At 34.7% G+C, this 24,926-nt stretch carries 19 protein-coding genes; 13 read left to right on the top strand and 6 right to left on the bottom strand.

The window, feature by feature from the left end; translation table 11 throughout:
- The first annotated feature begins 73 nt into the window (after positions 1–73).
- The gene (locus tag BJS11_RS09760; RefSeq protein WP_069995699.1) at positions 74–1,696 is read left to right on the top strand and encodes a poly(glycerol-phosphate) alpha-glucosyltransferase; all 1,623 of its coding nucleotides are present in this window, start codon (positions 74–76) and stop codon (positions 1,694–1,696) included.
- Between the two features lie 81 nt (positions 1,697–1,777).
- Here BJS11_RS09760 and BJS11_RS09755 read toward each other — a convergent pair whose 3' ends face one another.
- On the bottom strand, positions 1,778–3,820 hold the full coding sequence (locus tag BJS11_RS09755; protein ID WP_069995698.1) for a Mur ligase family protein: 2,043 nt from the start codon (positions 3,818–3,820) through the stop codon (positions 1,778–1,780).
- Positions 3,821–4,059: 239 nt separating this feature from the next.
- On the opposite strand from BJS11_RS09755, the gene BJS11_RS09750 reads away from it, so the two are divergent.
- Complete coding sequence (locus BJS11_RS09750) at positions 4,060–6,894, top strand: fibrinogen-binding adhesin SdrG C-terminal domain-containing protein (RefSeq protein WP_069995697.1); 2,835 nt, start codon at positions 4,060–4,062, stop codon at positions 6,892–6,894.
- Positions 6,895–7,036: 142 nt separating this feature from the next.
- Positions 7,037–7,576 carry a GrpB family protein gene (locus tag BJS11_RS09745; protein ID WP_309598724.1) on the top strand — a complete coding sequence of 180 codons (540 nt, stop codon included), beginning with the start codon at positions 7,037–7,039 and terminating at the stop codon, positions 7,574–7,576.
- A 132-nt stretch (positions 7,577–7,708) separates the two neighbouring features.
- Here BJS11_RS09745 and BJS11_RS09740 read toward each other — a convergent pair whose 3' ends face one another.
- The gene (locus tag BJS11_RS09740; RefSeq protein ID WP_069995696.1) at positions 7,709–8,281 is read right to left on the bottom strand and encodes a histidine phosphatase family protein; all 573 of its coding nucleotides are present in this window, start codon (positions 8,279–8,281) and stop codon (positions 7,709–7,711) included.
- A 221-nt stretch (positions 8,282–8,502) separates the two neighbouring features.
- Between BJS11_RS09740 and BJS11_RS09735 the strand changes: the two genes are divergently transcribed.
- The 4 genes from BJS11_RS09735 to BJS11_RS09720 all read left to right on the top strand — a co-directional run bounded on the left by BJS11_RS09735 (position 8,503) and on the right by BJS11_RS09720 (position 11,614).
- Positions 8,503–9,714: a CynX/NimT family MFS transporter gene (locus tag BJS11_RS09735; RefSeq protein WP_069995695.1), complete on the top strand. Its 1,212-nt coding sequence runs from the start codon at positions 8,503–8,505 to the stop codon at positions 9,712–9,714.
- Between the two features lie 162 nt (positions 9,715–9,876).
- The gene (locus BJS11_RS09730; RefSeq protein WP_069995694.1) at positions 9,877–10,407 is read left to right on the top strand and encodes a hypothetical protein; all 531 of its coding nucleotides are present in this window, start codon (positions 9,877–9,879) and stop codon (positions 10,405–10,407) included.
- Between the two features lie 171 nt (positions 10,408–10,578).
- Positions 10,579–11,316 carry an alpha/beta hydrolase gene (locus tag BJS11_RS09725; RefSeq protein WP_069995693.1) on the top strand — a complete coding sequence of 246 codons (738 nt, stop codon included), beginning with the start codon at positions 10,579–10,581 and terminating at the stop codon, positions 11,314–11,316.
- A gap of 25 nt (positions 11,317–11,341) precedes the next feature.
- On the top strand, positions 11,342–11,614 hold the full coding sequence (locus BJS11_RS09720) for a DUF3953 domain-containing protein (RefSeq protein WP_069995692.1): 273 nt from the start codon (positions 11,342–11,344) through the stop codon (positions 11,612–11,614).
- 88 nt (positions 11,615–11,702) lie between these two features.
- On the opposite strand, the gene BJS11_RS09715 is transcribed toward BJS11_RS09720, so the two are convergent.
- Positions 11,703–12,074 (bottom strand): iron chaperone, encoded by a 372-nt coding sequence (locus BJS11_RS09715; protein WP_069995691.1) that lies wholly within the window; start codon positions 12,072–12,074, stop codon positions 11,703–11,705.
- Between the two features lie 88 nt (positions 12,075–12,162).
- A complete protein-coding gene (brnQ, locus tag BJS11_RS09710) occupies positions 12,163–13,467 on the bottom strand; it encodes a branched-chain amino acid transport system II carrier protein (RefSeq protein WP_069995690.1) in 1,305 nt (434 codons plus the stop codon).
- A 296-nt stretch (positions 13,468–13,763) separates the two neighbouring features.
- On the opposite strand from brnQ, the gene BJS11_RS09705 reads away from it, so the two are divergent.
- The 3 genes from BJS11_RS09705 (at position 13,764) to BJS11_RS09695 (ending at position 18,558) form a co-directional block, all read left to right on the top strand.
- Positions 13,764–15,095: a sodium-dependent transporter gene (locus BJS11_RS09705; protein ID WP_180365219.1), complete on the top strand. Its 1,332-nt coding sequence runs from the start codon at positions 13,764–13,766 to the stop codon at positions 15,093–15,095.
- 347 nt (positions 15,096–15,442) lie between these two features.
- Positions 15,443–17,773, top strand: coding sequence for a YSIRK-targeted triacylglycerol lipase (lip, locus tag BJS11_RS09700; protein WP_069995688.1), 2,331 nt, complete (start codon positions 15,443–15,445; stop codon positions 17,771–17,773).
- Between the two features lie 239 nt (positions 17,774–18,012).
- On the top strand, positions 18,013–18,558 hold the full coding sequence (locus BJS11_RS09695; RefSeq protein WP_069995687.1) for a GNAT family N-acetyltransferase: 546 nt from the start codon (positions 18,013–18,015) through the stop codon (positions 18,556–18,558).
- Positions 18,559–18,906: 348 nt separating this feature from the next.
- Here BJS11_RS09695 and ilvD read toward each other — a convergent pair whose 3' ends face one another.
- Positions 18,907–20,601, bottom strand: coding sequence for a dihydroxy-acid dehydratase (ilvD, locus tag BJS11_RS09690; protein WP_069995686.1), 1,695 nt, complete (start codon positions 20,599–20,601; stop codon positions 18,907–18,909).
- Positions 20,602–21,095: 494 nt separating this feature from the next.
- Here ilvD and BJS11_RS09685 point away from each other — a divergent pair, with 494 nt between their 5' ends.
- Positions 21,096–22,088: a LysM peptidoglycan-binding domain-containing protein gene (locus tag BJS11_RS09685; protein WP_069995755.1), complete on the top strand. Its 993-nt coding sequence runs from the start codon at positions 21,096–21,098 to the stop codon at positions 22,086–22,088.
- Positions 22,089–22,202: 114 nt separating this feature from the next.
- Here the strand turns inward: BJS11_RS09685 and BJS11_RS09680 are convergent, their stop codons facing one another.
- On the bottom strand, positions 22,203–22,484 hold the full coding sequence (locus tag BJS11_RS09680) for a hypothetical protein (RefSeq protein WP_069995685.1): 282 nt from the start codon (positions 22,482–22,484) through the stop codon (positions 22,203–22,205).
- Positions 22,485–22,681: 197 nt separating this feature from the next.
- Here BJS11_RS09680 and BJS11_RS14185 point away from each other — a divergent pair, with 197 nt between their 5' ends.
- Together BJS11_RS14185 and BJS11_RS09670 are read left to right on the top strand one after the other, a co-directional pair.
- Positions 22,682–23,548: a GNAT family N-acetyltransferase gene (locus BJS11_RS14185; protein WP_081333103.1), complete on the top strand. Its 867-nt coding sequence runs from the start codon at positions 22,682–22,684 to the stop codon at positions 23,546–23,548.
- 109 nt (positions 23,549–23,657) lie between these two features.
- On the top strand, positions 23,658–24,899 hold the full coding sequence (locus tag BJS11_RS09670) for an ammonium transporter (RefSeq protein ID WP_069995684.1): 1,242 nt from the start codon (positions 23,658–23,660) through the stop codon (positions 24,897–24,899).
- The last annotated feature ends 27 nt before the right edge of the window (positions 24,900–24,926 follow it).

Here is a 24,926-nt window from a genome sequence, read left to right as displayed (position 1 = left end):
ATAAAATAAACATTGCTTTGAACGATATGTTTTTGGTACTTTGTAATTATATATCCACAGTGGAGGTTATTTTATGCATATAGAGTTTAGAATTAAAGCGTTAATTGAAAAAGTAGCGGAAAATACGCGTACTTTTGAATATGCATTTTTAAGTTTAGGAAAAGAAAATATCAAGGCGACAGTTAAATTATTGAAAAATGCGAGATATTTAGAGCGAGATATAGTAAAACAGTGTGAAAAATTCAGGAAAAAGACGGGCGTTCATCCAACTTGGATAAAAGTAGATATTGTAACTGAAACAGAAACTGTACTTTTTGATGATGTTGTTTGGGATATGGTCAATACACGCAGAAACTACATAGATTTTGGAATAGCTTTAGACAAATATTGGAATTTAGCATTTTTACCTGAAGAAATTAATGCGAATGCATTTATTAGACCTGACAAAAATGACAAATCGAGATTTGTTTTTTCAGAAGAAAACATTAATAACTATTTAAAGAAATATACGAATCAGACTAAAAAATATACATATAATTTCTATCAAGGTAAGGAAGTTATTAAATTCTACACTCAAGGATTTATACATGATGGGGAAGCGGTATACACGCTTGGAGATAAAGGATTAACGAAGAACTTACGAGAAGTGAGTGACGTTCACCAAGAAATTGATCGCTTGCTGATAGGGAGCACCCAATTTTTAAAGAATATGATGAATGATAATGGCAAATATAATTATGGCTATTTCCCACATTTTGATAAAAACATCAGTTTCTATAATAACTTAAGACATGCTTCATCCACTTATGCTTTGATAGAAGGACTTCATTATCAAGGTGAAGATATTTCAGTTACAGAAAAAGCGTTGGACTACCTCATAAATCATTACTTATATGACATCGATGGCGTAGGATATATTTACGACGATACGAATGGTGCTAATGAAATTAAACTTGGTCAAAATGCAGCATTTATATTTGCCATTTGTGAGTATTTGAAAGTGAATCCAGATAATACTTCCTATTTAAATGCAGCTCAAAAAGTAGCAAAAGGTATTTTGCCAATGATTGATCAAGAAACAGGTTCGACAGTGCACGTGTTGAATTATCCTGACTTATCTATAAAGGAGCAGCAACGTATCGTTTATTATGATGGCGAAGCGGCACTTGCTTTATTGAGACTTTATCAAATTGACGGCAATCATGAATGGCTGGATACAGTGAAATTGTTGTTTGAATATTTTATCGCTAATGATTATTGGCAGTATCACGATCATTGGCTAGGATATTGCACGAATGAGCTAGTTCAAATTGAACCAGCAGAAAAATATTATCGTTTTGGTATTCAAAATGTGAGTGGTTATTTAGATTATATGAAACAACGTGAAACGACATATCCAACATTTTTAGAAATGTTGATGGCAACGTATCATTTAGTGGAAAAAGCGAAAAATACTGGGTACGCACATATCGTAGAAGAATTGTTAGATGAAGCTAAGTTCTTAGAAGTTATTCATATACGTGCGGATTATGAACGTACAGGGTTTTTCTATCCTGAAATTGCAATGTACTTTAAAAATCCTAAGAGAATTCTAAATGCATTCTTTATAAAGCATCATGGTTATCGAGTAAGAATTGATGATATTGAACATTACATTTCTGGTTATGTGCAGTATCAAAAAGTGTTCAATCGTTAAATTTCATATCAATATAATCAATAAACGAAAATTGGACGAGGATATCGAAATCGAAATTGATTTCATATCTTCGTCCGTTTTTTAATTTATCTTGCCTTTCAATTCGTCTGTTTCAGTATAAGAAGTAAATATAATCGTTGTCGTTTCTCCTCGGATAAATCCACTCTTGTAATTTAATCCTAAAATAAAAGAATTGTTAAATCTAAATAAATCATATTTATAGTGTTGGTAGATATTCAACAAGTCATAAACTGTATAGCTTTGTCGTTCTTTAATTCTAAAACGTCCCGTTAAATTTGTAGCGATTGTTTGATTTAGTCTTAGTGATTTAATCTTTTCTTGAATAAAGTGTTTTCTATCTGAGAATGTCTTGAACAATTGATTTGAAAGTTCATATATTTCAGATGGATGTGGTGACGAGGTCATGCTTTCTAGGAGTTCATATAATGTTACACGTTTCCCAGTACAATAGTGTTTATTATTTGTTGGCCACTCTTGCATTTCAACATTATAGTCATCCAACTTCTCATCCATGCATTTCAAATAATATAATAACGGTCCCATACCTTCAATAGTCATAGAAGATTGTGTATTATAACTCTCTAGTATTGCATTTGTTTTGTTATCTACTATTACATAGCTTTTACCTAATTCAGACATAACGGCAAATAAATCATTTACGTGTTTATTTATGGAAAATCGTTGCAATTCCATGGGAAGCTTTTTGGCAATTTCAGGAAATTCAGTGCCGCCACTGGAAGATTTTAACAATGTCAGAGAATCCTTGTTACATAAAAATTTTAAATCATGAAGTAATAAATCCTTATCAGGATACCAAGTAATGTGTTTGTGTTTCACTTTGTTCACAACTGGCCGCAAATCATCGTCTAAGCATAAGATATAATCTGCGTTTGATTGTGTAAGCACGTCTACAAGTTCGTTGTGAATTTCTCGTGATTTATGGCCTAAGTCATTGATTTTTCCAATTGCGATAATTTTATTACCAGTGAAAAATTGTGTTTGACTATTAAATGCTGCGATTGCATTAAGCATAGCTGGCAAAGATGCATTGTGTGTATCATCGAGTAATGTGAGTGAATGGGTAGGCGTGTGTACTGCTTTCATTGCTAATATTTTAGAAAATGGCTTGAATGATGCCAAATAATTTTTATTGATAGGAATCTTTAGTGTTTTCAATACTGCAATAGCAGCCAATGAATTTGAAATCATACCTTCGCTAATGGTATTAATCTTATAAATGGAGGGATCTTGAACATCATTCAACGAAAATTCAATATGTCCTTTATGATATGAAATCTGCGTGACGTTAATGTCGGATGCTGTTTCTTTAGATTTGCTATAGAACTGTACCTGAGTAGTTTGCTTTAAAGCTTCCTCTTTTAAATAATCCGCATACATTGTGTCAGCATTAATAATCGCTACCCCATTTGAGTTTAATCCTTTGAAAATTCGTGCTTTTAATTCTGCGATTTGTTTAATAGAATTGATAGTTGAAAAATGTGCAGCACCAATACCTGTCACAATAGCAATATCTGGTTTCAAGTTTATAGCAGTATTTTCCTTATTGTTAATTGCATTGAGTGAGGTTTCGATGACTGCGAAATCAGGTTGTTGAATGAGTTTCAACATGTTGGCGTAAATTGCAGCGCGAACATTATTGTTGCCACGGTTTTCTAAAACATGAAAGTTTTGTAATAAAGCGCTGATTAACAAACGGGTAGAACTTTTTCCCATGGATCCTGTAATCGCGATGAGTGGGTTTTTATATTGATTTCTAATGTGCACAGCTAGCATTTTTAAAGCTCTAACAGAATCAGTAACGATAATTTGGGGGATTTTATATTTTAAGTCATTGATATAATTTTCAGTAATAATTAAGCCAATCTCACCATTATTTCTATCAATTAAATCATTTCCGTCAGGTGCGTTTTTATTTCTACCAAGTTCTTTCCACCAAGTTGTTTTATTGGGGGAAAAATAAGCAGTTTGTTTATTTTTTACAAATTTATATACCGTTTCAAAATCTTTAATTTCATTGTTTTCATGTTCAAGACCATCTATTAAAGTACCATCAATAATTTCGGTAATAACTTTTATTTGCATGAGCGTACCCTCTCTATTTAATATTTATTATTATCTACTATAGTTTAAAGAATTAATAAAAGTTGTAAAGGGGAATATAATATATCACATTATCATTTTATTATTGATATTAAATGTATTATTACTTGAAAATGTCATATTATAATTGGCCATTGTAAAATTTTTTTATAAATTAACTAAAAACACTTTGTTTTTTTAAGATCTATTGTATAATGTTATGTACGTTAAGGAGGGATAATTTGAATAAAAAATACGATTTTATTTCAAACAACTTAAATAAATATTCGATACGACGCTTTACAGTTGGGACAGCTTCAATTTTAGTAGGGGCTACACTACTCTTTGGATTAGGTAATGAAGCGCAAGCGGATGAACTAGAAACATCGGATGCTAAGCAAGCGTCATCTGAAGAAGAGGAATCGGCAACAAATGATAATTTAAACAATGACAATAATAAAAATTTAAATGATGAAAATACTACAACTTCAGAAACAGCACAAAATGAAAATATTGCACAAAATGCTGATTTAGCAAAGTCAGATGAAAAAACACAAGATGTATCAGTGGACAGTGCAGAAAAAACATCAATGCAAGAAAGTGAAACATTGAATGCACAATATGAAAAAAATGAAGTGACTTCATCAGTAGACAAGGTTACTGAAGGTACACCTGAAACTACGAAGAAAAGTGATGATACGACATCAACAGAAGTAGCCACAGAGCAACCTCAAGATAATGGGAAGGCTGATGTCTCATCAAATGAGCAAACTTCAGTACCGTCAAATAATGTTGAAAAGGAAAGTGCGAATGTAACAAATGCCATACAGCCTAAGTCAACATCATCAACTATAAATGATCCAGAAATAGCAAAAGAAGTACAATCGACTACAAATAATAACATTTCAGAGCAACCGACAGTAAATATCGCAGACAAAGCAGCTACAAATGATGATGCCTCTAATAATATGCCATTAACAAACCTTAATAATCAAAATGACAAGGCGGAAGCTACAACTAGAAGTAACAATATATTAAGAAGAAGTGTGCGTGCATTAAACGCAGAAAGTAGTGTGGCTTCAGGAGAAGATGTATCTAATAAGTTAAACTTTAACAGTAAGATTACAGTGGATAATAATAATACAGTACGTCCAATTAATGTAGAAAACTACCAATTTAATGTTAATTTTAATACAACTGAGAGACTTAATGCAGGAGACTATTTCAAAATTATTGCCTCTGATAATACAGTAAGTGATGATTTAAATCATCACAATACAGGTGCTCCAAATATTGTAAATGGTAATGGAGATATTGTGGCAACAGGTGTTTATGATCCAATTAATAAAACATACACGTATACATTCACTGATTTTGTTAGTGGGAAAAGTAATATCAGTGGTAATATCAATTTACAGCAATACATCGATAGAGATAAAGTGCGTAATAGTTCAACTGAAACATTAAGATATACTACGGGTTCACAAACAGTTGAACAGATAGTTAGAGTAATTTATGACAATCCATATGAGCAAAGAGGACCGGCAAATATAGGATCTGCCTTTACACATTATGATTATACTACAAAGGAATATGAACAAACGATTTATGTTAACCCGTTACAAAGGGTTTCATACAACACTAAAGTATATATTAATGGTTATGAAGATAAGAATGGTGATAGTTCCGCTCAAATTAATTCTAATTCTGAAGTGAAAATATATAAAGTGAATAAAGGAGAACGTTTAAATGGAAGCTATTTCAATGATGTAGACAATTTAGAAGATGTTACGAATAAATTCTTAAAAACACCTTACAATAATGGCGTGGGCATAGATTTTGGTAATATTAATGGAGATTCATATATTATCAAAGTGGTATCAAAAGAGAAACCAAATACCGGAAAAGATTTAATTCAATCAGTGGATCTTTATGCAAGTGATTATTATGGAAATAGAAGTGAGGTTAGTTATATTAATTTCATTGAATTGAAAGACAATTCTGCCGATGGAGATGGCGAGGATGGAGACGCGGATGCGGATGCGGACGCCGATGCCGATGCTGATGCCGATGCCGATGCCGATGCAGACGCGGATGCTGATGCCGACGCTGATTCAGACGCAGACGCCGATGCAGACGCCGATGCTGATGCCGACGCCGATGCCGACGCCGATGCGGATGCGGACGCCGATGCAGACGCCGATGCCGATGCAGACGCTGATGCCGATGCCGACGCTGATGCCGATGCGGATGCAGACTCTGATGCGGATTCAGACGCTGATGCCGATTCAGATGCGGACGCCGATGCCGATTCAGATGCGGACGCGGATTCAGACGCTGACGCTGACGCGGATGCGGATGCGGATGCGGATGCGGATGCGGACGCCGATGCGGACGCTGATGCTGATGCTGATGCGGACGCTGACGCTGATGCCGATGCGGACGCTGACTCTGATGCGGATGCAGACGCCGATGCGGATGCAGACTCAGACTCTGATGCGGATGCGGATGCGGACGCCGATGCGGACGCTGATGCGGACGCTGATGCGGATTCTGACGCCGATGCGGACGCTGATGCGGACGCTGATGCGGATTCTGACGCCGATGCCGACGCCGACGCCGATGCCGACGCTGATGCAGACGCCGATGCCGATGCAGACGCTGATGCGGACGCTGACGCGGATGCAGACGCCGATGCCGATGCAGACGCCGATGCTGATGCGGACGCCGATGCGGACTCAGATTCAGACGCTGATGCCGATGCCGATGCTGATGCGGACTCTGATGCAGACGCCGATGCCGATGCGGATGCAGACGCAGACTCTGATGCCGATGCGGATGCAGACGCAGACTCTGATGCCGATGCTGATGCCGACGCTGATGCTGATGCACATGAAGGTGGGACTCCAAATGTTGATGGAGATTCAGAACATGGATCACATGAGGATAAAGAAAAATCGCTTCCAGAAACTGGTAAACAACAAGAAGGTAACGCGACTTTATTTGGAACATTATTTGCAGGTCTAGGTTCGTTACTTTTATTAAGAAGACGTAAACAAAACAAAGAACAGAAATAATATTATAATAAATTTATTTTGAAATTTGCCCCCAAATCCACTTGGATGTGGGGGTTTTGTTTGTTTAATTTTGCTTATATTGTTTATCCTTTAAGTATAGAAATTCGAAAATAGAATTTTAAAAAGAGATTGGATGTGCAAAATGATGAAAATTGAGGTTCAAATATACCAACATGAATGGCCGAAACTATTCGAAAAAGAAGCGAATAACATATGTGCTATATTAGGAAAAGAAATCATGGCAATCCATCACATTGGTAGTACATCTGTGCCGGGTTTAAAAGCAAAACCAGTTATCGATATATTACCAGTTGTGAAAGATGTTCATGTCATAGATCAATATAATGAAGCGATGGCTGACTTAGGTTACAAATCATTAGGTGAAAATGGGATTAAAGGAAGACGTTTTTTTAAAAAAGGAGAAAATCCACGTACACACCATGTGCATATTTTTCAAAAAGATGCACAACACGAAATAGTACGTCATTTGGCAGTGAGAGATTATTTGAAAGCACACGTAAATACTGCACGCGATTATGGCGTATTAAAAGAGAGTTTAGCTCAAAAATTCCCAAATGATATAGAAGGTTACTGTGACGGTAAAGATGCTTATGTTAGGCAATTAGAACGAAATGCTTTGGAGTGGTGTATCCAAAACGAAGAAATTGATTATATATCGTAAAGAGCGAGTCTGGGACATCAATAGATGTTTTAGACTCGTTTTCAATTCAGTCAGCTATTACGGTGTGAGACTATGAAAGATTTAATAGAAAATTTAATTTCTGTTCCACGTATGCTTTAATTTTCTGAATAATTATAAAGGTAGGTGTGGCGTTTCGTTGTAATTCAGTATTGTAAAGTGATTGTTTTCAAATTTGAGCGTGCTGAAACTACCATTTGCTATTTTACTAGCATTGTTACCCATTGTCCCATTTGAATAATGACGGAATATAGCTTTTATAAAAGCACCATGAGATACAATGAGAATGCGCTGATTTGTATACTGTTGTGTTACATCTAAGAGTCCGTCGAGGAAGCGTTGAGTGACAGCATCATCAGTTTCCCCATTTGGATAAACCTTATCTGGATAAAGTGATATACGTTCTTCGATAGTCAGTCCTTCTGCAGCTCCGAAACCAATTTCGATAAATGTGTCCATTTTAATGAGTGGGATATCCAAATTTTGTTGTATGATTTCAGCAGTTTTATGCGCTCTTGCTAAGGGACTTGTAATAATTAAATCCCATTTGGAATTTTTCAAAAAGTGAGCGCATGCTTCAGCTTGTTGGATTCCATTGTCGTTTAATGCAATATTTGTGCGTCCTTGTAGTTTGCCTAAAGTATTCCAGTCGGTTTCCCCATGTCGAATAAAACAAATTTCAGTCATGCTAAACGCTCCTTTTAAAAAATAGTAATTTTCATTGTCGCATGTTTCTCTTTTATTTTCAAAATATCATGCATGTTTTCAAGTTTGGTATGGTCCTAGAACAAAAATGGACTTCTCAAATTCTTTTCAATTAGATAGTAGATGACTGAAATAAAAATTAGTTTATACTTATAATAAGTTGAAATATGAGTATAGAATCATAATAAGAAAGTGGGTATAACATGCTTAACAATTTCCAAAATCATAAAGTGAATAATAGTTGGATTGTTGTGATAGCAATTATATTTATTGCATCAACGTTAAGAGCACCGCTAACTTCAGTTGGTCCAGTCATTGATGAAATCAAAGAAAACTTGTCGATTGGTAATGGTGTGGCAGGAATTTTAACAACAATTCCACTTTTAATATTTGCGATAGTTTCACCATTTGTATCTAGGGTTACGCGACGCTTTACTATGTCATATACGATTTTTTATGCAATGCTATTATTGATATTGGCTTTGTTAATACGTGTAGTAGGTGATTTCAACCTGTTTATTGTTGGGACAATATTGCTGGGTATTGCGATTGCTTTCGGTAATGTTGTACTGCCGAGCTATGTTAAGTGGTACTTTCCTATGCAAATTGGTTTAATGACAGGAATTTATAGTGCTACGATGAATTTTACGGCAGGATTAGGTGGTGGGATGAGTTATCCACTCTCAAAAATTACAACTTTTGGATTTAAACTCTCCCTATCATTTTGGATGACATTTGCTGTCATAGCCCTGTGCCTTTGGATTATCTGTGTTAAAAATAGAGCAACTCTTGAAAAAACTACTATTAAAGGTGTCAAAGTTGAAACGAGTAGTAAATTTAATATCGTTCATTCTAAATTAGCGTGGATGGTTGCATTGACGATGGGCTTTCAATCTATGATATTTTATTCAATGGTAGCATGGGTTCCTTCTATTCTTGTGGATAGAGGTCTTAATCATGATATGGCAGGATATTTGTTGATGTTGAATCAATTTGCTCAGGTGCCAATGACATTTATTTTTCCTATTATTGCGTCTAAATTAAAACGTCAGCGTATGCTAATTGTCATCATTACAATATTATTTTTAGCAGGATTTGGCTTATTCTTTAGTCAGTCACTGCCAATGTTAATTATTGGAATTATTATTGTGGGCTTGGCAATGGGGGCATGTTTTAGCCTGTGCATGACATTATTTTCCATTCGTGCGCGAACTAGTGATGGTAGCATTGCTTTATCTGGTTTTGGACAAGCGATAGGCTATTTTATCGCGGCTTTAGGGCCATTTCTAATTGGTTTGCTTCATGATGTTACTAATAGTTGGAATACGGCGATTTTGGCTATGATTTTGATGTCTTGTTGTGTGTTTATTTTTGGTTATACTGCAAGTGATGCGCGTTATGTTGAAGATGAGTAAGATGTTGTTTCGATTATAGAAAAATGGATAAGCATATATTTATGTGAATCGGGTAGACATGGCAGTGAGGAATATTAGGGATTTAAATATATTTAATTGTTAAAATTTTAAATACACAATCATATTTTCCAATTTCTCAATATAGAGATGGAGGTTGAAAAGATGATTAATATTATATCAGCCATAGGATCTATAGGGACCTTTATTATGGCATTATTTTATTTTGTGTCGGTAAGTATACAATTATACCAAATGAAAATAGGTTTCTTGCCAGCACTGGGTTTTAATCAAATATTGATTAAGCGTAACAAAGATGAACTACAACTGAAAAACGTGGGTATTGATAGTGACTCAGAACAAGACTACTTAAAATTATATAATTTAGGTGGTGGATCTGCGAAAAATATAAAAATAGAAATCTACATTGGTAATCAGAATGTGTTGCAAGAAAAATATATCAATATTTTACCGAGTAATGAAGGTTACTTGCTGCCAATTAACAGAGATGTTTTTGGTGAAATTGAAAAAACAATCAAGAAGAATGGTTATCAATCAGATTTAAATGTGAAAGTATCATACAAGCATAATGTAAGTAGAAAGACGCAAGTGCTATACTTAAATGGCATTATTGATAGCTTCAACGTTTATAATGATGAATCCATTTATGAATTGCAGTTCTTTAACCAAAAATAATAAATTTGATAATTTTATTTCAATATACTTTCTTAGTAATGAAAACAATCATGTATCGTTACTAAGAAAGTATTTTTGTAATGATGAAATGAATCTAGAATCAAAATTTTGTAGCATGTGTGATTTTCTATTACAATTAATAGCGGAAAATAAATAATGGAGTGACAGATGATGATTAATGTGAAAGCACCAAATCCGATATTTTTAGAACATGAACAGGCAGATAAAGCCATTTTGTTATTGCATTCTTTTACAGGAACAGTAAGAGATATGAAATTGTTAGCAACAAAGCTAAATAAAGTTGGATTTACATGTTATGTACCTGCATATAAAGGACATGGACTCATGCTTGATGAATTAATGTCTTACGATGTTGATGACTGGTTAGCCGATGCGACTGCAGGGTATGAATTTTTAAAAGAAAAAGGATATACCAATATAAGTGTTTGTGGTGTTTCGCTCGGTGGCATTTTGTCGTTGAAGCTAGCTGAAACCATGGATGTACATTCAGTTGCTGTTATGTCTACACCTTATCGAAAAAGTGATGCAGGTTTAGCAGGCAGGTTAAAAGATTATGGGGAACGTATGGGAAGTTTGGTCGGTTTAGCGCAATCAGAAGTGGTGACACAACTAGAGAAAATAGAGCATTACAGTACAGAGCTTGATAAATTCCAATTATTAGTAGAAAACGTTATGTCGCGACTAGAACAAATTACAGCACCCATTGCTATAAAATATGGAAAGCTAGACGATGCATCTTACGAAACAAGCGCGCATTACATCTACGATCATATACAACATGAAGACAAAGATATTAAAGGGTATGATCAATCTAAACATTTGATGACGCATGGTGACGGTCGCGAAGATGTTGAACAAGATATGATTGCATTTTTTGAAGATTATTAATGCTATTTGTAGGAGAAAATAATAAATGAGACGGGTGTTTCAAATGAAATCACAAAGACGGAAGTTGGATTTAATAGATAAAATTTTATTAGTCATTTCGTTAATATTACTCATTTTAAATTTATTGTTCATTTTTAACCTTGTACAAGTTCATAATGGTGTTTCGACGCTTGTATTATCCGCAACAATGTTAGTACTAGGTTTTGTTACTTTTAAAAAGCAGTCTAATAAAATTGGATACATGTATTTTGTAGTCGCAATTTTCCTTTTAATAGTAAGTTTAATTACATTTATCTAAAAATAGATATAATAAAAAACTTTCGCTCAGCCATATTTAAGGTGAACGAAAGTTTTTTATTTGTGCAATTTAGACTGGTGGTGTTGATTTAAGAACGCCAGAATGTCGCACATTCAGCTTTATCATCAATATTATATTGAATAATTGCTTTTAATAATGAAAAATCTATATCTTGACTCCACTTAACTCGAAACAGATTATTTGTTTGTGAATAACCAGCAGTTTCAATTTTGGTAGTGAATTGATTTAATGCTTTTGCTTCAGGTGCCACTGAAAAATGTGCTTTTGCTTTGCTAAAAGCAATAATGAACGTACCATGGTCAGTAAACATCGGTTGATTCCACTTTACTGTTGTTTCAAGGTTTGGAAAAGTTTTTGCCACCCATTTTAGCAGAGACTCCATTTTTTCTTTATGTGCTTCATTATCGATTGAATCCAAAAATGATTTGAAAGCTTCCATGTAATAACCCCATTCTTTGTAAAATGATTTTCTATTTTATAACTATCATAGCAAATTAAACACTACTTAGACATTACAAGGAAAGACATTACTTCACGTCTACAGCTTTATTTTCCAGGAAATAATCAATGACTAAGCCAATGATCAGTAAAATAATGAAAGGTACAATCCAACTTAATTGAATATCTGCTAATGGCAACATTTGATATAAAGACATCAATGGTTGGAATAACTTAAAGTCATTAAATATTTGTAATATCGAAATTAACAGTGTCACTATCGTTGGCAATATGAATGCGAATTTCATTTCAAACGGTATGAAGATGCTTACTAACGAAATGAGTACAAGCACGATAGATGTAGGATAAATAAACGTTAGTAAAGGTACTGCTATTTGTAAAATAAGTTCTAAACCTAACGTTGAAACTATGAACCCTAATAGTGAAAAAAGTAGAACGAATTTTTTGTAAGAAACTCGAGGCAATTTTTTCATTGCAAAGGCAGCACAAGCGTTAACCAAGCCAATACAAGTCGTTAAGCAAGCAAGGATAACGATAATACCAAATAGTAAGTTTCCGATAGAACCAAATACGCGTAAAGAATTGAATGTCAAGATACCTGTACCATCTTTAAATCCTGTATGGCTTGTCGTTGCACCGACATAAGCAAGCGCAAAGTAGATAATTAATAATAACACTGCAGAAATTAATCCGGATTTAATTACGTTTTTAACGAGTGTTTGTTGGTCGTTGACCCCATTCATTTTAAACATTTGAACGATAACGACAGAGAATGCTAAAGCGGCTACTAAATCCATTGTAAAATAGCCTTCTAAGATACCTGATACGAGTGGAGTCTTAGCATATTCACCAGTTGCTTGGCCAATGGAGCCTTCTGGATCTACAATCACTAATATACATAAAACGGCGATAATAATGATGAGAATCGGCGTTAAATATTTTCCTAAATTATCTACAATTCGATTTGGATATAATGCGATAAGATACACAATTAAGAAAAAAATCAGTGAAAAAATAATTAAAGTGAAATGATTATGTACCGGTAAAATATGGTTTGTACCTATTTCATAGGCAACATTAGCTGCACGTGGAATACCATATAAAGCACCAATTGATAGATAGATACAAATAGCGAAAATAGTACCGAAGATAGGATGTACTTTTTTACCTATACTTTCAACACCGCCATTCATATAAGCGACGACAATTACAGTTAGATATGGTAGTAAAATACCAGTTATTGCAAAGCCGGTCATTGAAACCCACATGTTTTCTTTAGCTGTATAACCTAACATAGGTGGAAATATTAAATTTCCGGCCCCAAAGAAAAATGAAAATAGCATTAGACCAGAAATTAGTATGAGTTTATTCATTTTATTTACCTCAATTTTAAGGAGTTTGTCTTGTACAAAACACATGCTACTTTAACACAAAATAAATGGATATTCAATAAAATGTCAGACAATTTTTAATATTTGAAGTATTGATTGAGTGAAAAGTCATTAAAAGTTCAAAAAATCTATCATCTATTATAGATGTTGAGCATAAAGAGATATAAGTCTAATAATAAAAAATTGATTGAGAGTTTTGAGGAAAAATGTTATAGTAAGTGCTATGTCACTAAAACGCTTTAACGTGATAAAGCTGTTTGATATATAAAGGATGTAGAATAATGCATAAACAATCACAATGGAAATCATCAACAGGTTTTATTTTAGCAAGTGCGGGCTCAGCAATAGGGCTTGGAGCCATGTGGAAATTCCCATATATGGCGGGTGTGAATGGTGGTGGCGCATTCCTATTAATGTTCCTCGTGTTTACAATATTTGTGGGATTACCACTATTAATTATGGAATTTACTGTCGGAAAAATGGGTAAGACATATACGACAAAAATTTATGAAAAGTTAACACAGAAAAAGTGGTTAAATATTATCGGTTGGAACGGTAATTTAGCTGTCTTTATTTTATTTGGGTTTTATAGTGTTATTGGTGGCTGGATTATTATTTATATTTTTAATGTGGCTTTACAAATTATAACGTTTAGCAATGATACATTAAGCGCAGTACAATTTGAAGCGGTTATTGGTAATCCGTGGCTTACTATTGCAGGACAAGGTGTGTTTATACTACTTACAATGGTAATAGTGATGATGGGTGTAGAAAAAGGCTTGGAAAAAGCATCCAAATTTATGATGCCACTTCTGTTCATTTTTCTAATTATCATTGTTATTAAGTCACTGTCATTGGATGGCGCTTATGAAGGCTTAAAATATATCTTACAACCAAGATTAGAAGATATAACTATGGAAGGCGTATTATTCGCACTCGGACAGTCTTTCTTCACGTTGTCTTTAGGAACGACAGGTATGATAACGTATGCGAGTTATGCGTCTAAAGAAATGACAATTAAAACTTCAGCAGTGTCTATTGTGGCAATGAATATTCTGGTATCGGTATTAGCTGGTTTAGCTATATTCCCTGCAATTGCTGCGTTTGGTTATAAACCAACTGAAGGACCTGGTTTGCTGTTCAAAGTATTACCTAAAGTTTTTGATCAAATGGCGATGGGACAAGAATTTTATCTTATCTTCTTAATACTCTTTTTATTTGCTGCGCTCACATCATCGATTTCGTTATTAGAATTAAATGTTTCAAACTTTACTAAAAACGATAATTCTAAACGTAAACCAGTTGCGTTATACGCGAGTTTATTAGTTTTTGTTATTAGTATCCCGGCAACACTATCATTTAGTATTTTGAAAGGTGTTCAATTTGCTGCTGGTACTATTTTTGATAATATGGATTTTCTCGTATCTAATATATTAATGCCTCTAGGTGCACTTGGTACAACATTAGTTGTGGGGCAGTTATTAAATAAAGATGATTTAAAAACGCATTTCGGTAATGATAAATTCAAGTTATTTATGCCTTGGTATTATCTCGTAAAATTCGTTTTACCTGTTGTTATTATATTAATTTTTATAGTGCAATTTATTTAAAAATACTCGCCGTTCAAATCGGTGAGTATTTTTTATTGCACAAAATCAAATTGCGTTTGATTGTTGACGTGAAGCCGATTATTTAGTAAAATCTAATTAAATTATTTATTAAAAGATTTTAAATTTTAGAAGCTAAAAAGTATTTTTGGCCGTTAATTTTAATCTTTTGGTAGATAAAAATTTTCTGAGTAAATGTAAGCGTTTTCTCAAAGTAGGAGGTTGGCTCGTATGAAAGCTCTAATTGGTAAATTTTTTGAATTGCTACCACGTTTTTTCGTAAATCTTTTCATCTAATTAATTTTTAAAAATTTGATGTGTAAAAATCATGAAATCAGAGGTGTTGAAATATGGAAAAGAAACAAAACAAATACAGTATACGTAAATTTACTTTCGGCGCTTCTTCTATTCTAATCGGTTCATTATTGTTTTTAGGTGTAGGAACAGCACAAGCGGCAGAAGAAAGCAACGTTCAAGAGACAACAACACAACAATTGACTGGGAATCAATTGGGGGATAACGAAAAAGAAAATTTAGTGAATGATCAAGCAACTCCGGTTAAAAATGATAAAACACAAGCAAATGATGGAGAAAATACGACAAATGCAAGCTTACATAACGAACAATCAGTGAAATCTCAACCAAATGTTAATAATAATGAGGTAGACCCGGGTTATAACGCAAAAGATAAAGCGCAAAAAGAAGCAGAAGTAGACCCGGAATATAACGCGAAAGATAAAGCACAAAAAGAAGCAGAGGTAGACCCGGAATATAACGCGAAAGATAAAGCGCAAAAAGAAACGGAAGTAGACCCGAAATATAACGCGAAAGATAAAGCGCAAAAAGAAGCAGAAGTAGACCCAGGCTATAACACAAAAGATAAAGCACAAAAAGAAGCAGAGGTAGACCCGGAATATAACGCGAAAGATAAAGCACAAAAAGAAGCGGAAATAGACCCGGAATATAACGCGAAAGATAAAGCGCGAAAAGAAGCAGAAGTAGATCCGGAATATAATGCAAAAGATAAAGCGCAAAAAGAAGTGAAAGTAGACCCGGAATATAATGCAAAAGATAAAGCGCGAAAAGAAGCAGAGATAGCCCCAGACTATAACGCGAAAGATAAAGCGCGAAAAGAAACGGAAGTAGACCCGGAATATAACGCGAAAGATAAAGCGCAAAAAGAAACGGAAGTAGACCCGGAATATAACGCGAAAGATAAAGCGCAAAAAGAAACGGAAGTAGACCCGGAATATAATGCAAAAGATAAAGCGCGAAAAGAAGCAGAATTAGATTCGGATTACAATCAAGCAGCTAAAAATAAAGTTATTGCAGAAAAACAAGATAAAACAACAGTTTCATTGGATAAACTAAAAAATGAAACTGTAGATAAAAATTTAGAAACGGATAAAGAGCGTAAACAAAATCCTGAAAAATCACTTAAAACTTTGAAGGATAATGCTGTTGCAACACCAAATCAAAAAACACAACAAACGGCTGAAAAATCAGCTGAACAACCGAATAAAAAAGCAAAACAAGGTCAATATAAAAATCAAGATCCAATTATCTTAGTACATGGATTTAATGGATTTACAGATGATAACAATCCTGCAGTACTTTCTCACTATTGGGGTGGAGATAAGTTAGATATCCGCCAAGATTTAGAAAGTAATGGTTACGAAGCTTATGAAGCGAGTATTGGTGCATTAAGTAGTAACTATGACCGTGCGGTAGAACTATATTACTATATCAAAGGTGGAAGAGTAGATTACGGTGCAGCCCATGCTGCTAAAACTGGACATGATAGATATGGTAAGACATATGAAGGTGTTTATAAAGATTGGCAACCAGGTCAAAAAGTACATTTAGTGGCACATAGTATGGGTGGACAAACAGTTAGACAGCTAGAAGAACTATTGCGTAATGGTAATAAAGAAGAAATAGAATATCAAAAAGCACATGGCGGTGAAATCTCACCATTATACCAAGGAAATCACGATAACATGGTGAATTCGATCACTACATTAGGTGGCGCACATAATGGAACACACGCTGCAGACCTATTGGGCAATGAAGCTTTTGTAAGACAGTTAGCGTTTGATTATGCTAAGTTCAAAGGCAATAAAAACTCTAGAGTAGATTTTGGCTTAGGACAATGGGGCCTTAAGCAAAAAGAAGGCGAATCATACACAAATTATGTGAAGCGAGTTCAAAATAGTAAACTATGGAAGACTCAGGATAATGGTTTCTATGACTTAACACGTGAAGGTGCAGCTAAATTAAATAAAAACACTTCATTAAACCCTAATATTGTTTATAAAACGTATACAGGTGAATCTACAAGACCAACATTGTTTGGCAAGCAAAAGTCAGACATTAATATGTTTTTACCATTCACTGTTACAGGTAATGTGATTGGTAAAGCGACAGAAAAAGAATGGCGTGAAAATGATGGTTTAATCTCTACAATTTCATCACAACATCCATTTAATCAGGCGCATACAGCAGCCACAGATCAAGTTCAAAAAGGTATTTGGCAAGTGACGCCAATCAGACATGGTTGGGACCACGTGGATTTTGTCGGACAGGATGCTACAGATTCAAATCATCCAACTGAAGAATTGCAACAATTCTGGCATGGTATTGCTGAAGATTTAGTACGCAACGAACAATTTGATGCATAATTTTTGTGAACTATATGTGTGAAGGAGGTTACTATTATGACTGGAGATTTCTTTGATTTATTAGGGTCATTTTTCAGAGTGATTAAATCACTATTTTTCTAAAACTTTAAGATAATTCGGCTACCAATTAATGATAAGTCCATGAACAGGAACTTGAAATCAAAATTTTGATTTAGTTCCTGTTTTTTAATAAGTTATTGCATAATCATAGTCAAATCTAACAAAATAGGGGTGAGAATATGATTCAATTTTCAAAAGGTGAATTAGTGCCACTGACAGATACACTGATTAATGAAATTTACTATTGGAAGTATGAAGAACCGATGCAAGCCGCAAAAAAATGGAATGGGCCATATATTAAAGAACCTCATATGCAAAAGACCACGTTTTTGCAGGAAACGAAACAAAATCGTTTTATTTATCCAAATGTTGAAGGTACTTTAGCTATTATCATAGATGGGAGGTTCATCGGTACAGTTGGTTCATATTGGGTAGATAAGCAAACAAATTGGTTAGAAATTGGTATTGTTATTTATGATAGTGATTATTGGGAAAGTGGTATTGGTAGTGAAGTATTTCAATGTTGGGTAGACTATTTGTTTGGCAATGACTTCATACATAGGTTGGGTATTTCTACGTGGTCTGGCAATGTTAGGATGATTAAATTAGCGTTAAAAGTTGGTATGCAAGAAGAGGCTAGAATAAGACAGGCGCGTCAAGTCAATGACCAATATTACGATGCAATCAAGATGGGTATTTTAAAAAGTGAGTGGATGAATAATTGAATCGAAAAATAGGACCTGATATACAAGATATCAAGTCCTTAAATAATTATTAGAAATTATTTTTTGAATAAGCCGATGATTTTTTTGATGATATCGATGATTACGCTCATGTCATTCACCTCGATTTGTTTTGTTACCCTTACTTTAATATAATTGCGCTCAATTGTGTTTGATAATCCTTAAGTCGTTAAAAACTGTTCGTAACTGGATGAAATATACAAAACAATACATTTTAGAATTCAAAAGTGTCTTGAATGCTAGTATTTTTGTATTTTAAAAAGCATGATGACAAAATACGCATATCGCGTATCGCACATCATGCTGCTTAAATTTGTTATTTTTTAGTTGCTAATCGGTAATGGCACCTTTAGAAGCCGACGACACAAGTTTTGCATATTTTGCTAATGTGCCACGAGTCGCTTTTAGTGGTGGGGCCTCCCATAGTTGACGACGACGTTCAAGTTCAGTCTCATCAACATCAACACTAATCTCGAGTGCATGAGCGTCAATCTTAATCATGTCATTCTCTTTTAATAATGCCATTGGACCACCTACTTGTGCTTCTGGAGCTGCGTGACCAATTACGAGTCCATGAGATCCTCCAGAGAAACGTCCATCAGTAAGAAGGGCAACAGATTCGCCCAAGCCTTTACCAACTAATATAGAGGAAGCAGATAACATTTCTGGCATACCTGGTGCACCTTTAGGGCCAGCATAGCGAATGACCACTACATCTCCAGGTTTGATTGAATCATTTAAAATAGCGGCAGTGGCTTGCGATTCAGAATCAAAGACTCGTGCTGGACCATGAATATAAGTAACGCTAAGACCTGAAATTTTGGCTACAGCGCCTTCAGGAGCAAGGTTTCCTTTTAAAATAACCAGTGGACCCGTTTCGTGCTTTGGATTTTCAAAATCAATGATAGTCTTGTTATCAGTCAAATCTGGCTGGTCAGCGAGATTTTCAGCTACAGTGTGACCAGTAACCGTTAAGCAATGTCCATGAATCAATCCTTTGTCATGTAATAATTTCATTACAGCTGGAATACCACCGACTTCATCAAGGTTCGCCATCACATATTTACCACTTGGTCTTAAATCTGCAATGTGTGGTACGCGTTTGCGAATTTTTTCAAAATCATCTAACGTCAAATCTACATCAATAGTATGTGCAATAGCCAGTAAATGTAGAATTGCATTTGTTGAACCGCCTAAAGCCATCACGACAGTTATCGCATTCTCAAATGCTTCTTTGGTCATTATATCTTTTGGATAAATGCCTTTTTCTAAAAGCTTATAAACAGCTTTGCCGGCAGCGCGACTGTCTTTGGATTTATTTGTAGAAACAGCTGGATGAGAAGCGCTTCCTGGAAGACTCATTCCCATTGCTTCAATTGCTGAAGACATTGTATTAGCTGTGAACATACCACCACAAGCGCCAGCACCAGGACAAGCGGCACATTCAACTTTATGCAATGCTTCTTTATCTATTTCTCCATTATTATATTGGCCGACGCCTTCAAATGCAGATACTGCGTCAAGATCTTTACCATCTAATTTTCCGGGTAATATTGTACCACCATAAACAAAGACTGCTGGTAAATTTAGACGTGCGATGCCAATCATGCACCCGGGCATATTTTTATCGCAACCACCAATAGCTACAAGAGCATCTAAATTTTCAGCGCTGACAACGGACTCGATAGAATCGGCAATGATTTCACGACTAGGTAATGAGAACCGCATACCATCAGTCCCCATAGATATACCGTCCGAAACGGTAATTGTATTGAAAATAAGCGGCGAGCCACCAGCTTCACTAATACCTTGTTTTGAAGCGCGTGCTAGGCCATCTATATGCATATTACATGGAGTGACTTCACTCCATGTACTTGCAACGCCAATCATTGGTTTTTGGAAATCTTCATCTTCAAAGCCTAATGCACGTAAATAAGCACGATTAGGTGTACGACTGACGCCTTCACTGATAACTTTACTGTGGATGCGCAAGTCTTTTTCATTCGTATGGTCTTGTTTTGTCAAAAAAATACCCCCGTAGTTATATATATAGTTTGAAAAATCTGAAAATTAAATGTCTTGCATACTCTAAAAGATGACACATTTTTTAGCAACAATATATGTCATTTTATAAAAATCTATATGTATATGCTTACCCTTTTCAAAGATATGTAATTAAGTGAGTATGAATTAAATGTAAATATGTTTTGTAATGCATGTATTCAAAGTTATATTACAGAATTTTAGTGGATGAATTATACAAAAAGTTATTTGAAAATTGAATCCGTTGTTGTTAACAATACACTAGGCATACGATGGTAAAGCTTATTAATAGCGTATATTAATTTGGGAAAATTTAACTTTCATGTAATTAAATACAAAGTTGAGCGAATTATTCTCGTTTGTAATAATAATGTCATATAAATAATATACTCAAGTGGAATTATTAGTTGTATAATGAAATGGTGAATATAGAGGAAGTACGTAAAATAGATATAAATATGGGAGGTTTACATAAATTGCGTAAAAAAATTATTGCAACTGTAATTGGGACAAGCGCTTTAGCGGCAATTTCTACAGTGAATGCAGATGCTGCAACTACTTATAAAGTTAAAAGTGGAGATTCACTATGGTCAATAGCTAATAAATTTAATATCTCAGTGGCTAAGTTAAAGTCACTTAATAACCTAACGTCAAACGTCATTTTCCCGAATCAATCATTAAAGGTTTCGGGTTCAACAACTACATCAAGTTCGAATACATCGACGAGTACATCTACAGGTTCAACATATACAGTTAAATCTGGTGATACATTATCAGGTATCGCTGCAAAATATGGGACAACATATCAAAAGATCATGAGTTTAAATGGTCTGTCGAACTTTAACATTTATCCAGGTCAAAAATTAAAAGTTTCTGGTACTGCTTCTTCAACAAGTACAAATACTTCTTCAAGCACAAGTGGTAGTACAACAACATATACAGTTAAAAGTGGAGATTCCTTATCTGCCATTGCTGCAAAATATGGTACGACTTATCAAAAAATCATGAGTTTAAATGGTTTAACGAATTTTAATATTTATCCAGGTCAAAAGTTAAAAGTATCTGGTAAAGCAACAACAGGTGGTTCAGGTTCAGCAGGAACATCTACGAATACTGGTTACAGAACACCGATTTTCAATCATTCTAATTTATATGATTGGGGTCAATGTACATGGCATGTATTTAATAAACGCGCTCAAATTGGTAAAGGTATCAGCACTTATTGGTGGAATGCCAACAGTTGGGATACAGGTGCAGCTGCTGATGGTTATACAATTGATCACAATCCTACAGTTGGTTCTATTTTACAATCTGACCTAGGATACTATGGCCACGTTGCATATGTTGAATCTGTAAATTCAAATGGAACGATAACAGTTTCTGAAATGAACTATAGCGCTTCGCCAGGCATCGTAACATACAGAACGATTTCTGCATCAGAAGCACGTTCATATAAATATATTCATTAATAAGTAAAATATAAAGAGACTTGCAATATGGTTTGAAGTAAATTACCGTCATGCAAGTCTTTTTTGTATGAATTCATATTCATTTAGATAGCATTAATATGCTCAAAGCATGTGCTACCTTCTATTTTCAGCTTCATTACGAATGGACTTTAAACGTTTAACAGTTGAGAAAAGCGTACTTGCTAACGTGAAAGTTGAAAACACTTTTGCAAATTTACGCGGTGATTTTAACGCAGTGTAAAAGTCGAGTACTGCGCCGACACTTGTAATTGCAATACTAGCATATATAAGTTTTTTATTTTTAGATTGATATGCATACCAATTAAAGCCTTCAACTGCGATTCCTACAAAGTTAATCGTATTCGATAAGCGGTTTATTTTTGTTTTTTTAGCCATATGTCTATCCTCCATTTTTATAAAAAGTATTGTCGTGTTATAAGTATAACATTTGTCATGTTACCTCTGAGTGGTCTTTATGGATGAGTGTTATTACTAGTATGTGTGAACAATAAGTTATGATAACATAAGCGTTATACATACAAAAATAGTTTGCAGAAAGAATTGAAGTACGTACAAAGAATTGGGGGGAACTTATGATTAAATGCGTATGTCTCGTAGTGGAACGACAGGATGCGTTATTGCTTGTTCAAGCGAGAAATAGAGAGAAATATTATTTTCCAGGTGGCAAGATAGATGACGGTGAAAGTTATACCGCAGCGTTGTGTAGGGAGGTTAGAGAAGAGTTGCAGTTGGATATACCAGAAAGTAGTTTGGTATATATAGATACAGTCATAGGTGATGCATATCCGCAAAAAAACATGCAAACAGAATTGAATTGTTATTATACAACGGCAGAGGTTGATTGGAGTCGTATAGAAGCGAATCAGGAGATTACAGATATCCAGTGGATTGATAAAAAAGAGGAACACAAGATTGCACCAGCAGTTCTAACATGGATAGCCAGTCGATCATATTTGAAAAATAATACAACAATTCAATTGATGCCTTATTATGCTCAATTAAAAGAAGCAATTGAGCGTATAAAAATAACTGAAGCGGATCGGAAATTTACAAAGACACCCGTCGAAAATATTTTGTTGGCTGAACAGGATCCTGAACGTCATCCAACACTTGTATTTGATGGTAATAAGCGTTGTGTGGGCTTTTTTACGTTGCATGAAGGGGGCGGTGTATCGCCTTTTTCCAATAATAAGAATGCTATATTTTTTAGGTCATTTAGTATTGATGCTGATAGTAGAGGTAAGGGTTTGGGCAAACAAGTCATTCAAGCGTTACCTGACTATGTTAAACAACATTTCACGAATATTAATGAAATTGTACTAACGGTTAATACGGATAACAAGAGAGCGCATCAACTCTACCAACAATGTGATTATGAAAACATTGGGCATACGACATTAGAAGATCGGCCAGTGTATATACTAAGTCATAAAATTTGAATTTAAACAATCAATGCGTCAGGAAATCTAACGCAAAGTGTTATTTTACATGACGCATTTTTGCAATCCATAACAATCGACGCTATGCTCCCATACAAGGAGTGATTGTATGGATATGAATGATACGTTATTTTTATTTCTTTGTACGCTATTAGTTTGGTTGATGACGCCGGGGCTAAGTTTGTTTTATGGTGGTTTAGTACAGTCTAAAAATGTTTTGAATACTGTGATGCAGAGTATGTCTGCGATTGTTATTGTAACTTTTGCTTGGGTTTTATTAGGGTTTAGTTTCAGTTTTGGGACTGGTAATGTGATTTTTGGAGATTTTAGCTATGTTGGTTTGTCGCATGTGGGATTTGAAACGCAATCAGGTATAGCAGAACATATCCCTTTTGCATTGTTTATGTTATTTCAACTCATGTTTTGTACGATTGCTGTTTCTATCCTCTCTGGTTCGATAGCAGAAAAAATGAAGTTTATTCCGTATTTAGTTTTTGTTTTTCTGTGGGTTGTTTGTGTCTACAGCCCAGTAGCGCATTGGGTCTGGGGTGGTGGCTGGATTGATATGCTTGGTGCCATTGATTATGCTGGTGGTACAGTTGTACATATCACTTCGGGTATTTCTGGATTAGTCTTAGCCGTTATGATTGGTGCCGGTAAAAATTTGGATAAACGACCACCACACAATCTCATTATTACGTTGATTGGTGGCATATTAGTTTGGGTAGGATGGTACGGTTTTAATGTAGGAAGTGCACTCACATTTAATGAGATAGCGATGGTATCATTTGTGAATACCGTGTTAGCATCTTGTGCAGGTGCATTCGGTTGGTTGATTATTGAATATTTTATGAAAAAAACGACAAGCATTATTGGTATGTTATCTGGTGTACTTGCAGGATTAGTTGCGATCACACCGGCAGCAGGATTTGTTGGATATACAAGTGCAATAGTAATTGCATTTATTGGCGGTGTTTGTTGTTATGTTGCAATTAATTATATTAAAGTAAAATTACAGTACAATGACGCTTTAGATGCATTTGGAATCCATGGTGTTGGAGGTATTGTTGGAGCTCTGTTAACGGGGGTTTTTCAGTCTCATTATGTGAATAAAGACATTGCTGATGGCTTGTTATTTGGTGGCGGCCTTCAACCTGTTATAAATCAATTGATAGCGGTAGTAATCACAATTGTTTTTAGTGCTCTAATGACGTTTGTTATTGCTAAAGTAATTGGTATATTTAGTAAATTAGAAATTGATGAAGTAGAAGATGCACAGGGATTAGATTTTGTTGTGCATGGAGAACGTGCTTATTTTAGTGGAGAATTGAATAAATTAAATAAGCGCTAAGTATGAAAAAAGTATAAAACGCTTATG

Source organism: Staphylococcus caeli, assembly GCF_900097965.1.
Taxonomy (GTDB): domain Bacteria; phylum Bacillota; class Bacilli; order Staphylococcales; family Staphylococcaceae; genus Staphylococcus; species Staphylococcus caeli.
This window is presented reverse-complemented; position numbering and strand designations above follow the sequence as displayed.